The 12,346-nt window shown below is 58.6% G+C and carries 11 protein-coding genes and 1 pseudogene; 6 read left to right on the forward strand and 6 right to left on the reverse strand.

Annotated features, from left to right (window positions below):
- Positions 1 to 11: 11 nt before the first annotated feature.
- The 6 genes from I2G20_RS16500 to I2G20_RS16525 form a co-directional block, all read right to left on the reverse strand.
- Positions 12 to 899: a carbohydrate ABC transporter permease gene (locus tag I2G20_RS16500; protein WP_196260839.1), complete on the reverse strand. Its 888-nt coding sequence runs from the start codon at positions 897 to 899 to the stop codon at positions 12 to 14.
- The gene (locus tag I2G20_RS16505) at positions 896 to 1,732 is read right to left on the reverse strand and encodes a carbohydrate ABC transporter permease (RefSeq protein ID WP_425502658.1); all 837 of its coding nucleotides are present in this window, start codon (positions 1,730 to 1,732) and stop codon (positions 896 to 898) included. The genes I2G20_RS16500 and I2G20_RS16505 overlap by 4 nt, the downstream gene beginning before the upstream one ends.
- 107 nt (positions 1,733 to 1,839) lie before the next feature.
- Positions 1,840 to 3,114, reverse strand: a complete 1,275-nt coding sequence (locus I2G20_RS16510) for an ABC transporter substrate-binding protein (protein WP_196260841.1) — start codon at positions 3,112 to 3,114, stop codon at positions 1,840 to 1,842.
- A gap of 94 nt (positions 3,115 to 3,208) precedes the next feature.
- On the reverse strand, positions 3,209 to 4,246 hold the full coding sequence (locus I2G20_RS16515; protein WP_196260842.1) for a LacI family DNA-binding transcriptional regulator: 1,038 nt from the start codon (positions 4,244 to 4,246) through the stop codon (positions 3,209 to 3,211).
- Between the two features lie 306 nt (positions 4,247 to 4,552).
- On the reverse strand, positions 4,553 to 5,254 hold the full coding sequence (locus I2G20_RS16520; RefSeq protein WP_196260843.1) for a glutathione S-transferase: 702 nt from the start codon (positions 5,252 to 5,254) through the stop codon (positions 4,553 to 4,555).
- 591 nt (positions 5,255 to 5,845) lie between these two features.
- Complete coding sequence (locus I2G20_RS16525; protein ID WP_196260844.1) at positions 5,846 to 6,022, reverse strand: AAC(3) family N-acetyltransferase; 177 nt, start codon at positions 6,020 to 6,022, stop codon at positions 5,846 to 5,848.
- A gap of 571 nt (positions 6,023 to 6,593) precedes the next feature.
- Here I2G20_RS16525 and traG point away from each other — a divergent pair.
- From traG to I2G20_RS16555, 6 genes and pseudogenes are all read left to right on the forward strand, one after another.
- Positions 6,594 to 7,934: pseudogene (traG, locus tag I2G20_RS16530) on the forward strand (IncP-type conjugal transfer protein TraG); the annotation flags it as partial.
- Complete coding sequence (locus I2G20_RS16535) at positions 7,915 to 8,373, forward strand: ribbon-helix-helix domain-containing protein (protein WP_207747667.1); 459 nt, start codon at positions 7,915 to 7,917, stop codon at positions 8,371 to 8,373. The pseudogene traG and the gene I2G20_RS16535, both read left to right, overlap by 20 nt.
- Positions 8,374 to 8,684: 311 nt before the next feature.
- Complete coding sequence (locus tag I2G20_RS16540; protein WP_196260846.1) at positions 8,685 to 9,731, forward strand: D-2-hydroxyacid dehydrogenase; 1,047 nt, start codon at positions 8,685 to 8,687, stop codon at positions 9,729 to 9,731.
- A 78-nt stretch (positions 9,732 to 9,809) separates the two neighbouring features.
- Complete coding sequence (locus I2G20_RS16545) at positions 9,810 to 10,532, forward strand: FadR/GntR family transcriptional regulator (protein WP_425502659.1); 723 nt, start codon at positions 9,810 to 9,812, stop codon at positions 10,530 to 10,532.
- A 25-nt stretch (positions 10,533 to 10,557) separates the two neighbouring features.
- Positions 10,558 to 11,451: an NAD-dependent epimerase/dehydratase family protein gene (locus I2G20_RS16550; protein WP_196260877.1), complete on the forward strand. Its 894-nt coding sequence runs from the start codon at positions 10,558 to 10,560 to the stop codon at positions 11,449 to 11,451.
- A 10-nt stretch (positions 11,452 to 11,461) separates the two neighbouring features.
- On the forward strand, positions 11,462 to 12,343 hold the full coding sequence (locus tag I2G20_RS16555; RefSeq protein ID WP_196260847.1) for a 2-hydroxy-3-oxopropionate reductase: 882 nt from the start codon (positions 11,462 to 11,464) through the stop codon (positions 12,341 to 12,343).
- Positions 12,344 to 12,346 lie beyond the last annotated feature (3 nt).

The following is a 12,346-nucleotide window of genomic DNA, read 5'->3' on the forward strand; positions in this document are numbered from 1 at the left end:
ACTGAGAAATCCTATTTGACCGAGCCCAGCATTCCCTGCACGAACAGCCGCTGGAGAATAAAGAAGATGACGAGGGTGGGAAGCGTGGTGATGACCGTTGCCACCATCACGACGCCATAGTCGGGAACATAGGCCGAAGCCAGCGAGGAAATGACGAGGACCATCGTCTTCATGTCATTTGTCTGCAGTACGATCAGCGGCCAGAGGTAATTGTTCCAATTGAGCATAAAAACGATGATGGTCGCAGCGGCGTAGGTCGATTGCATGACCGGAAAATAGACCCGCAGGAAAATCTGCCATTCCTTGAGGCCGTCGATCCTGGCGGCGTCGCGCAGCTCGCTGGGAAACGCCTTGGTGGCCTGGCGGAAATAGAAAATGATAAAGATGTTGGCGATCGCCGGGGCGATTACGGCCGTGTAGGTGTTGATCAGGCCCACGCCGGCCATCATGACGAACAGCGGCACCATCAGCGCGGCGAACGGGATCGACAGCATAAGCAGAAGCGCTGCGAAGATGCGCTCGCGAAAGCGCGAGCGGAAGACTTCAAAGGCATAGCCGGCCGCTGACGAGATGACCAGCGTCAGGACGGTGGCGAGGATCGAGATAAAGAACGAATTGAACAGCACCCGCGGGATATCGACCTGCGCGAACAGGTTGGTGACATTGATCCAGAAATGATCACCGAAATTCGCCTTCCCCCGGACGATGTCCACCGCAGAATTGGTGGTGCCCACAAGCATCCAGTAAAACGGAAAGATCGAGACGAACGCAGCGAGCGAGAGCAAACCGTAGACGAAGACGCCCTTGAGAAACCGCAGCGGTTGGAACCGCGCTGGACGACGGTATTGTCCCGCCGCGGCAAGGGTTCCCGTTTCCTTGGCAAACCCGACACCGGTCATCGGCGTTCCCTCGCAACGCGGAACTGGATAAAGCTCAGGATCGCCACGAGCAGGACGATGACATAGGAGACGGTCGCCGCATAGCCGAACGAAGGCATGAAGCGGAAGGTGAGATTATAGATGTATTGGGACAGCGTCAGCGTGGCATTCGAAGGGCCGCCTTGCGTGATGTTCTGCACCTCGTCGAACAGCTGCAGAGTGCCAATGGTCGAGATGATCGTCGTAAAGACGATTACCGGCTTGAGCATCGGAATCGTGATGTGGAAGAACTGGGCCCATGCTGGTATTCCATCGATGCGTGCCGCCTCGTAGATCGATTTGTCGATGTTCTGGAGCGCGGCGAGATAAAAGATCATGTTGTAGCCGGTCCAGCGCCATGTGATGGCGAGAATGATGACGACCTTGGCCCAGAAGGGGTGCCCGAGCCAGGAAATCGGCGCCGGGATCAGACCAAGTCCGACGGCCACGTGGTTCATCAGCCCGTCGGTGGCGAACATCGATTTGAACAGGATGGAATAAGCGACAAGCGAGGTCACGGCCGGCAGAAAGATTGCCGTGCGGAAAAACCCCCTCCCCCATATGCGTGGCGAATTGAGCAGGACCGCGAAAACCAACGCCAACAGGATCATTATGGGGACCTGAATGGCAAGGAAGATCAGCGTGTTGGTAAGCGCGGTCAGGAATATGGGGTCAGCGCCCAGCCGCTGGATGTTGGCAAGGCCGCCAAAGCTCAAATTCATGCCGCGGCCCGTCTGGAAGCTCATCCAGAGCGACCAGAGGATTGGCCAGATCATGAAAAGCCCGACGAGAACCAGCGCGGGCGTCACGAACATCCAGCCACTGATGCTTTCATTGCGTCCAAGGCGTGTCTGCACCACCCGACTCCCTCCCATGAGACGGTTCCGCGCACGAAGGACTGCCCCGCGCGCGGAAAGCAAAGTTACTGCGTCAGGACGCGGGCTTCAGCTTCGGCCCGCTGGATGGCCTGGTCGATGTCGCCACCATTGGCGATATCGGGAAGCTGGGTGGCGATGGCCGAGCGCACCTCGTAGGTGAAGATGCCGAAGTCGACCCCGGGGATTTCGCCCAACCACTGGGAGAAGTTCTGCCAGACAGGCTGCCCACCGTAATAATCGTCGGAGGATTGATAGGCTTCACCTTCACGGACCCGGAGGAGTGATCCGACGGCGCCCTGCCCCACAAGAATCTCCTGATAGAAATCGATATCGTTGCCCCAGACGGTGGCAAGAAAATCCTTGGTGGTCTCCATGTTGTCGGACGAGGCAAGAACATACCAGCTCGAGCCGCCAAGATTTGAGGCGTTCCGCGCGCCTTCGACACCCTCGATGCGCGGAATGGGCGCCACGGCCCACTGGCCGGGCATATCCGCCGCCTTGATCGTTCCGGTAATCCACACCCCGGTGATCGTCGAGGCGACATCTCCGCCGGTGAACGAACTGGTATATTCGGCCCAGCCGTTGACGACCTTGTAAATCTCCGGCGTCTGGAGAATTTCGCCATAGGTTTCCATGACGGCGCGGAAGGCTGGATTGTTGACGAGATTGAGTTCGCCGTTGTCATCGAAGAACCAGCTGCCCGTAGATTGGAGCATGACCACGATCATCCCCGGATCATTGAGATCGAGCGAAAGCATGGGCTTTCCGGTTTTGGCGTGAACGTCCTTTGCGATCTCGATGAAGCGGTTCCAGGTGATGTTCTCGAGGTCGTCGGCGCCGTACCCGGCCTCTTCCAGGATATCCGAGCGGTAGAACCAGCCGGTCACCCCGGAGTCGAAGGGCACCGAATAGGTCTGGTCTCCTACCGTCGCGAGTTGCACCTTGTAATCGGCAAACTGGCTATAATCGAGCGTGTCGTTGAGCGGCTCGAACGCACCGGGGAACGATAGCAGGAACTTTTGAGCGCTATAGTCCTCGATCAGCACGATATCCGGCAGGCCCTGCGTCGTGCCGGCGGCCAGTTGGGTCTGGAGTTTCTGTTCGACTTCCTCGCGGGCGAATACCTCGAACACCAGATTGAAATCGGGGTTTGTGCGCTTGTAGTGCTCGGCTGCAAGCTGCATTGCAGCGCCGTTGAAATTGGGATCCCACGCCCAGACGGTCACGTCCTCGGCCTGAGCCGCCGAAACGGCAAAAACGCTGATTCCCGCCATTATGACGCCCTGAGCGAAGCTCCGGGCCTTTGCCTTGAGTTTCATTATCTCCTCCCTATGAGCGGACCGATCCTCTCCGGCCCAGGCCGATAGTGTTAACGGAGAAACAACTCGCCTGCAATAATTTAGTAAATTTTTCCTACTCCGTATTCGGCATTACGGGGGAACTGGCCGGAACGGCCGTACTGCCGCGAAAAATCAGGGTGGACGCGAGGGTGACCCGCTTGGCCAGCGTCCGGCCGCGTGCGCGCTCGATCAGCAAATCAACCGCAGTTTCCCCGATTTCCTCGAATGGCAGCCTGACGGTCGAGAGGGGCGGGTTAAGGAACTGGGCAACGGAAATATCGTTGAAACTGGCGACCGCGATATCCTCGGGGATACGAAGCCCGGCCTCATGGATCGCACGGTAGGCGCCCACCGCCATATTGTCGTTCCCCGCGACCAATGCATCCGGCCGACGGGTTTCCTGCAACAAGGCCCGAGTCAGCCGGTAGCCGCATTCTTCGGTGTTCCGCTCGACGCGACAGAGACGCTCGTCGAACAGACCCGCCTCCTTCATCCACTCCATGTAGGCCCGGCATCGCGCTTCCAACTGCACGCGCCGGACGCCGTTATAGACATCGTCCCAACCGACAAAACCGATGCGCTTGTACCCCGCGCCGGTCAAGGCCTTGAGGAGCTTGCGCATCGCAAGTCCAAGGTCCGATCGGACAGCATCGATTTCGTCGGACGCCGGCGCATAGTCGGCAAAGACGAGATGCCGTGCATTTTCGGCGAGCCAGGCAATCTCCTCCTCATCGTGCCGACCGATGACGACGACCCCCGATGCGCTGCGGATCAGAGTGGCGTCGGGCAGACCTTCGTTATGGTAGACCGTTACCGTCTCGATCTTCTTGGCGTGACATCGACTTTCGATTCCCAACCGCATCCCGACGTAATAGGGATCCGCCAGTTCCTGATCGGGCCTGAGAAAATGGACGACGACAACTTTGTGCATCCCGGACTGAGAGGTGCGTTTGCGGTTGCGGGGCGTGAGATAATTCAGCGCTTCCGCGGTCTCGACGATGGCCTGCCGCTTTTTCTCGGAAATTGAAAGCGTCGAATCGAAATTGAGAACCCTCGATACCGTCGTGGTCGATACGCCAACGGCGGCCGCGATTTGCTTGAGAGTGACCATTTTACTGAATTTCTTTATTGGAGCCCCAGTGCTGCTTATTCACAATACAGAGCCCTGGCAACATCCACAAAGACGGAGTGCTCGCTGTTCCCGGCAAGAGGACGGTTTAAAATCATCCAGTCATTGAATACATTGGCGCGCCGGTCAGAACAGAACGGCCAACACCTAAGCCGTGAACATCACTCGGAATGCCAAGTACGATGGTTACACAAATGTCCGCTTCCGACCCTTTGGTGTCGTTCCATTGCCTTCTGCCGCTTTCCAAGAACTGCGGTCCATTTGGCCCCCGACCTGGGAATTTCGTGATCAGTCGTTGAGCATCTTTGCCATCGACGCGCCTATCTGCCCGCCGGCGTATGCATCCCCGTACTCCCGCTGCGACTTCTCCGCGAGTTCGACAAGTGGTGGGAGGGACGAAATGCGCTTGCTCAGTGCGGCCGTCATGGGCGCCGTCTCTTCGAACAGTTCGCGGACCTTGCTGAAACGCTTGACCATGGTGGTCCAGAGTGTGGCTGTGATCACATCGGCGATCCCTGGTGCCTGGCCTCCGAGGATATAGCCAGTGGTCCGATCAAGCCCGTAGCGTCGACCAGTGTCCTCCCAGATGCTCATCCACTTCGCCAGCCTGGGCCTGTATGTCGTCCAGCGTTTCTCGGTCCACATGTGATCGCCCCCGTTCAACGTTATCTCATCTATGACGTCATTGGCGTCGTTGGCGATCTTCATCGTCATGGCGCGACGCTCGGGGTCGTTCGGCATCAGGTCGAGTGTTTCAGCCAGATAGAAGACGATGGCCGGCATCTCGGCGAGGGCCACCTGGGCCTTATGGTCGATCAATACTGGCGGTCCCATGAAGGGTACGGGCATGTCACACACTGAACCCTCCATGAGCCGAGATATCTTCGCATCGCCTCCCTCTATCCATGTCCTGCCGGCAAAGGCGAGCACGGCGCGCACGAATTGACCGCGAAAGGGCACCGACCAATATAGAAGCTCGTAGTCAGCCAATGCTCGTCTCCCGTTGATCACTCGATTTGGAGAGTTGAACGATTTGTGGTGTGAAGCGGCGACAGGCGATTTCGTTCCTACCCGCAATACGTGATCCCTTGATGGTTATTTCGAGGGGGCGGACGAGGCAATAGGAAGCCGGTTGTCGTCGATCCAACGTGTACGTCCGACCAGCACCGAGCGGCTACACGTCTGGAAAAAGGCTTCCATCCGCCGCTGGTGTCGTCTCGTCTCACAAAGACCGAGGCCAAGGGGGCCTTCGCCGCGCTCCCTATGTGCTTCCTGCAGGAAAACGCCAGACTGGCAAAATCACCAAGTCGTTGAAAAAATTGGCGCACCGCGCCGGGCGATGATGATAACTTCGTCTACGCTATAACCCTCCGAAATCGTGCATGAACTAGGAAAGCGAACTTCCTGTCTGAACCGGTTCTTAGTGACTTCGCCACCCGCGACAGAGACGCGGCGTTCTCGTTGGCCACCTACGTGATGTTCTTTTTGGTCAATCGTCGTCTAACCGCCGGGCTGCTTGCGATCGCGGGTCGAATTCAATGGCAGAGACCTGCTAACTCCCCAGACATTCCTAGACGAGGCTCAGTTGCCGATGTCCCTTTCGGCCGGTAATATCAAGGCGTCGAGGGGGACTTCGCCATCGGTTCCTAGCGCCATCAGCAGCGTCCCAACCGGGTCACGGCTTTCGAACAGCGCATCGAGCAGCGTATCAGTGCCGCCCTCGATCGTTCCTATGCGACGTAGGCTGGCATGCACCATGAGGGCATGCGCCCGCCCAAGCCCAGGTCGACCAACTGACTAATCAAATTTGCGCGGCTGAGCATGACACCCATTCATGGGCCGCTGTGACGGTGGCCCGCGACGCTCAACGTTCGAGTGGGGAGGCGCGAAGCGGCCATTCGCCGTGTGGTTGGAATGGTCATTCGTGACATCCTTAGGGCTTGGGCTGATCATATGAGCAGGGCTCGCCCACTAAGATCGCCGCTAAGCATGACTGTGAGCGTGATGGACCGGGCAGTCTTGCGGTGGGCATGCCATCTCGTCGCAAAGGCGGCAGAGATGGCCTCTGCTGGACGGCTGACCTGCCAGACGCTGCAGTATTTTTTCGAGGAGGCGAGTTAGTTCATGTTGCTCGTCGGAGCCGAGGAGTTCGACGATTGTGCCGGTCGCCAGGCAGCGCTGTGCTAGGAGAGTCCTTGCGTAGGCCTTGCCCTCTGCGGTCAGTGTCAATTCGACGGATCGTCGGTCCAGCAGCTGGCGGCCGACAACCAACCCCTGAGCTTCTAGCTTGTCGACCAACCTGACGGTGGCGGTATGCGAGAGGCCGATGGGCGAATGGGAAGTCCGCGATGTGCAGAACATCGCCGACATCCTCGTCGATCCCGAAGGCAGCCTCGACAAGCGCAACCACTGGGAAAAGACCTCTCACGCACTGCTGGTGGGTGCGATCCTGCACGTTCTCTATGCCGAACCCGACAAGACTCTGGCCGGCGTCGCCAACTTCCTGTCCGACCCGCGCCGCCCGGTCGAAGCCACCTTGCGCGCGATGATGGACACGCCGCATCTGGGCGAAGCCGGCGTTCACCACGTCGTCGCGTCCGCTGCGCGCGAATTGCTGAACAAGAGTGAGAACGAGCGCTCCGGCGTGCTCAGCACCGCCATGTCGTTTCTCGGCCTCTACCGCGATCCGGTCGTGGCGCGCGTCACGTCGCGCTGCGACTGGCGCATCGCCGATCTGGTTGGCAGCGGCCAGCCTGTCACGCTCTACCTTGTCGTGCCGCCGTCCGACATAAACCGCACCAAGCCGCTTATTCGCCTGATCCTCAATCAGATCGGCCGCAGGCTCACCGAAGAACTGACGACATCCGGGAAACGTCATCGCCTGCTGTTGATGCTGGACGAGTTCCCGGCGCTCGGCCGGCTCGACTTCTTTGAATCGGCGCTCGCCTTCATGGCCGGCTACGGTCTGAAGAGTTTCCTGATCGCGCAAAGCCTCAACCAGATCGAGCGCGCCTACGGGCAGAACAATTCCATTCTCGACAACTGTCATGTTCGCGTTGCCTTCGCCACCAATGATGAACGCACGGCAAAGCGCGTGTCCGACTCGCTCGGCACCGCGACCGAGTTGCGCGACTCCACCAACTATGCCGGGCATCGGCTCGCGCCCTGGCTGGGCCATCTGATGGTCTCGCGGCAGGAAACCGCGCGGCCATTGATGACACCCGGCGAGATCATGCAGCTTCCGCCCACCGACGAAATCGTCATGGTGGCGGGCACGCCCCCGATCCGCGCCACCAAGGCCCGCTACTACGAGGATGCGCGGTTCACGGAACGTGTCCTTACGCCGCCCGACCCGGCCGCCGGGCCGGCTTGCGCACCGGCGCCCACAACCGACGACTGGTCGCGCCGCGTGATTGCAGCGGCAGACCGATCGGCATCGGGCGCCACAGAAGGCGCCCCCGGTGATCCGGCCAATGCTGGCATCCGCCGCGAACCGGAACTGCCCGAGCATGAGGAGGTCGTCCCGCCGCCGCCTTCTCCGGCGCGGGAATTCGACATCCTGGACGACGAACCCGATGTAGACGCCGCCAAGGCCCGCGCCCTGCGCTCCCGCATGCGCGTGGTCGCGCGGCAGGCGTCGATGAACCCCGATGACGGCATCGAGCTTTGAAGGAATCCCCGTGACCAAACGCGCGCGCATGAATGTCTATTTCGATCCGGAATTGTTGAAACAGGTCGAGGCGTTGTCGTTGCGGCGCAAGGTGTCAAAGTCCGCGATCATCGAGGCGGCCGTCGCCTCATTCCTGTCCGGGGACACGGCGGATCGGCTGGAAGCGGCCATGTCGCGCCGCCTCGACAAGCTTGGTCGCCAAATCGACGGGCTGGACGAAGATCTTGCCATCCTCGGCGAGACCCTCTCGCTCTTCATCCGCTTCTGGCTGACCATCACACCGCCGATCCCGGAGGCCGGAAAGGACGCGGCTCGAGCCAAGGGCGTGGAGCGCTTCGAGGGTTTCATGCAGATGCTCGGCAAGCGTCTTGCAACCGGAGACAGATTCCTCAAGGAACTGTCGCGGGACGTCGAAACGACTAATCACAACCTAGATTAGAATCCCAACCAGGACCGAAGATAGCGAGGTCGATAGCCGTGTGGCGCGCCGCGGCAACCATTTTCGTGACCATACCTCAGTATCTTGGGACTGTTTTGCTCGCCAACCTTGCTGAGATCATATGGCCGACACTGCGTGAGGAGCCGAGACGACGATGGCCGCATTAAAAGTTGACAATATTCATTGTAAGTTGTAATTTTTAATATCTGCTAGGCCTAATAGGTTCGCACCAGTGAAAGTTCAATAGGGAAGCTTCTGATCTTTAACGGCCTGCTTTTCAAAGGGCAGCAATGAGGGAAAACTAAACAAAGATGCCGCATACGGAATGTCACCTCCCTCCTGTGGGTGTTCGGGAAATCAAAGTTGTGTTGGCAACAGTTCCCTATGAGGCCGAAGAAATCGAGCAATTGCGACGCGCGGTAGCGTCAGCGGAATTCATCCACTGTTCTTCCAAAGATGACCAGGCAATAGAGCAAGCATTGAAGCGAGCCGATGTTGCGATTATCCCAGAGGATATTGACGACCGCTACATTGCCGCTCCATTTCTGAAATGGGTTCACTGCGATCATTCGGGTCTTACGCGTTCCGCACGTAAAGAGGCATTCGAAAAGGGCATGATCGTTACCGGAGCCGCCGGGCGATCCGCGTCAGCCCTCGCGCAGCACGCATTCTATTTCGCCCTTGCTTTAACCTTTGACGCAAAAAAGCTTATTGAAAATCAGGCCGCACACATTTGGCGCGGCATTCCAGGCTACGAAGGCAGGCAAGGCCTCCCCGGCAAGACGCTCGGCGTCGTTGGCTTTGGCAACACAGGAGCAGAAATGGCGGCGCTTGGCAGGGCGTTTCAGATGAACGTAGTTGTCTATACCCGAAGCGTCGTTCCAGCACCTTCCACTGTCGATGTAATGCTATGTGCGGAACGTGGCGACAGTCTCGATCCTCTCGTCGAACAGGCGGATGTGATCATGCTGGCGACCAAACTTACCGATGCCACCTATCACATGTTCGCCGCGCCGCAATTTGCAAGGATGAAGAAATCAGCCTTCATCATTAACATGTCGCGCGGCGCGGTAATCGATGAAGAAGCCTTGGTCGATGCGCTTCGTTCAGGAGAAATAGCGGGGGCCGGCCTTGATGTATTCACCAAGGAGCCTTTACCGACGGGTTCACCTTTATGGGATGAGGAAAACGTTATCATAACCCCGCATATGACGCCGGCGCAGCCCGACAAAAGGCAGCGTTCGATGGCGATGATACTGGATAACATTGCGCGCTACCTGGCGGGCGAGGAGATGCTCAACGCGATTACGCAAAAGGACGTCTTTACACACGAACTGCCTCCACACCCGGCGGGATGATTGGCGCGTTACAACTATTGACAAATACGCATGGAAATGGTCCCTCTCAACAATGGAAACGTAGCAAAGGTGTCGACCGTGGATGACAGCCGTAGCGCAATTTTGACTCCGGAGAGCACGGCTCCTACGCGCCTCAGCGACGTGATTTACGATGGGATCGTAACCTTGATCGCCCAAGGCGATCTCGAGCTGAACAGTCGCCTGCCCTCTGAATCGGAATTATCCGAACGCTTCGGCGTCTCGAGGCCTGTCGTTCGAGAGGCCCTCGGTCGGCTTCGCGAGGACGGTGTTATCGTTTCCCGGCAAGGCTCCGGCTCCTACGTCCAGCGCCAGCCCGACATCGCAGTGCTGCAGTTGAAGCAGGTCAGTTCGCTCGGAGACGTGCAACGTTGTTTCGAATTCCGTGCCGGGCTCGAAGCCGCGGCGGCGGGATTGGCTGCCGAGAAATGGCAGCCGGAAGATCTCAAGAAGATTGAGGACTCCCTTCACGCCCTTGAGGCTTGTGTCGGTAGAGGCGATCTCGGAATCAATGAGGATCGCAGCTTTCATGAAGCAATCGCGAGCGCGACACGTAATCAATACTACATTTCTGTGCAACGCTCGCTCGCGCCGCATATCGCGGCAGGTATGAACATCACGCGCCATTTGAGCCTCATGCGTACGCGCGAACGCTCAAATGCCGTTCAGGACGAGCACGTAGCAATTGTAGAGGCGATCCGCCGACGCGATCCCGAACAGGCCAGCAAAGCCATGCAGCAGCATATTTTGAATGCGCGCCAGCGCATGTTCGAAGGGGTGTAACGCTTTGGCGCTGTCGGCGAATTCAATGGGCGGAGGCTCAGTCCGTGCGCAGCAATCCGCACCCGATTCTTCAACGAAGACGATTGTATTTACCGGTGGTGCCGGAAGGCTGGGTCGAGCACTGCGGGAGGAACTGGCCTGCGACCTCGCAGCTATTCGGATCGTTGACATAGAGGACCCTGGCCCGCTCAGGGAGAACGAAAGCTGGCAGCGAGTGGATATTTGCGACCTCGATGCACTGACACAATGCCTCAAGGGCGCTGACGCGGTCGTTCACTTTGCCGGCTACCCCAATGAGCGCGCCATAGAAGATATTCTCAGGGTAAATGTGCTCGGTACACACAACATCTACGAAGCGGCCAGGCGGGCCGGTGTGGGACGCGTGGTATTTGGTTCGAGCAACCACGTGGTAGGGTTTTACCCGCGCGACCTGCGTGTCGGCAGCGACGTTTTCATGCGCCCGGATAGTATATATGGGCTCAGCAAGTGCTGGAGCGAGCTCGAAGCTGGTCTGTATTACGAGAAAGCGGGCATCACCAGCCTGAACATCCGCATCGGGCATGCTGGCAAGCCACCAAACGATCCCCGCGCTCTTGCGGTTTGGGTGAGCGCGCGTGATCTGGCGCAACTCGTGCTCATCGGGATCGGGCATCCCGACATTGAATGCGATACGGTATTCGGCGTCTCAGAAAACGACTCCGGCTGGTGGGACAACAGTGTTGCAACCGGCTTGGGCTACAGGCCTCGGGATCGCGCGATAGATTTTGCCCTGCCTCAGGCATTTGAGCCAGAACAGCCGCAAGTCCCAGGCGTTACGGACTATTTCAAGGGCGGACGGTTTTGTGCTTTTAACCACGACAGCGTCCCGCGTCGTCGCCGCATCGGTAGGCCTGCGTCTCCCGGACACATGAAAGACTAAGGAGATAACCATGAAGATCGGATTCATCGGGCTCGGCGTCATGGGCCGGCCGATGGCCGGCCATTTGATCGATGCCGGCCACGCCCTTTTTCTCCACCGCGTGAAGGAGCCATCGCGATACCTGGTCGACAAGGGAGCAGATGCGGTCGACACGCCTCGCGCTGTGGCCGAGCAATCCGATGTTATCATCGTGATGGTTCCCGATACGCCGGACGTCGAACAGGTGTTGTTCGGAGAATCGGGCGTTGCCGCCGGACTGACTCCAGGCAAACTCATTATCGATATGAGTTCCATATCGCCCGTGGCAACGAAGGCGTTTGCCGCCAGAATCGAAAGCCTCGGCTGCGAATACCTCGACGCTCCCGTTTCGGGTGGTGAGGTCGGGGCCAAGAACGCCACGCTCACCATCATGGTCGGGGGCAGGCAAGAAGTCTTTGAGCGTGCAAAGCCCATCTTCGAAAGCCTCGGCAAGAACATCACACTGGTTGGCGGCACGGGCGACGGACAGACGGCCAAGGTTGCCAACCAGATTGTGGTTGGACTGACGATCCAGGCCGTTGCGGAGGGGCTTCATTTCGCCAAAAAGGCGGGGGCCGATGTCGCTAAGGTCCGCGACGCCCTCATGGGTGGCCTTGCCACGTCCCGGATACTAGAGCTTCACGGCGAGCGCATGATCAAGCGCACTTTCGATCCAGGCTTCCGTATCCAGCTTCACCGGAAGGATCTGACATTGGCAATCGACGCGGCGAAGGATCTCAACCTTACCTTGCCCAACACCGCAACCACCCAGCAACTGATGAACGCAGCGATTGCGATGGGCGAAGGAGACAGGGACCATTCCGGTCTAATCCTGACGCTTGAAGCGCTTGCCGGCGAGAAACCCCAAGGTTAAACG

The organism is Pelagibacterium limicola (assembly GCF_015694405.1).
Taxonomy (GTDB): Bacteria; Pseudomonadota; Alphaproteobacteria; order Rhizobiales; family Devosiaceae; genus Pelagibacterium; species Pelagibacterium limicola.

Excerpts from the sequence above, each read along its gene's own strand:
- I2G20_RS16500 (WP_196260839.1), bottom strand. The coding sequence starts at position 899 with ATGACCGGTGTCGGGTTTGCCAAGGAAACGGGAACCCTTGCCGCGGCG.
- I2G20_RS16505 (WP_425502658.1), bottom strand. The coding sequence starts at position 1,732 with ATGTTCGTGACGCCCGCGCTGGTTCTCGTCGGGCTTTTCATGATCTGG.
- I2G20_RS16510 (WP_196260841.1), bottom strand. The coding sequence starts at position 3,114 with ATGAAACTCAAGGCAAAGGCCCGGAGCTTCGCTCAGGGCGTCATAATG.
- I2G20_RS16515 (WP_196260842.1), bottom strand. The coding sequence starts at position 4,246 with ATGGTCACTCTCAAGCAAATCGCGGCCGCCGTTGGCGTATCGACCACG.
- I2G20_RS16525 (WP_196260844.1), bottom strand. The coding sequence starts at position 6,022 with ATGGTGCATGCCAGCCTACGTCGCATAGGAACGATCGAGGGCGGCACT.
- I2G20_RS16535 (WP_207747667.1), top strand. The coding sequence starts at position 7,915 with ATGACGGCATCGAGCTTTGAAGGAATCCCCGTGACCAAACGCGCGCGC.
- I2G20_RS16540 (WP_196260846.1), top strand. The coding sequence starts at position 8,685 with ATGCCGCATACGGAATGTCACCTCCCTCCTGTGGGTGTTCGGGAAATC.
- I2G20_RS16550 (WP_196260877.1), top strand. The coding sequence starts at position 10,558 with ATGGGCGGAGGCTCAGTCCGTGCGCAGCAATCCGCACCCGATTCTTCA.
- I2G20_RS16555 (WP_196260847.1), top strand. The coding sequence starts at position 11,462 with ATGAAGATCGGATTCATCGGGCTCGGCGTCATGGGCCGGCCGATGGCC.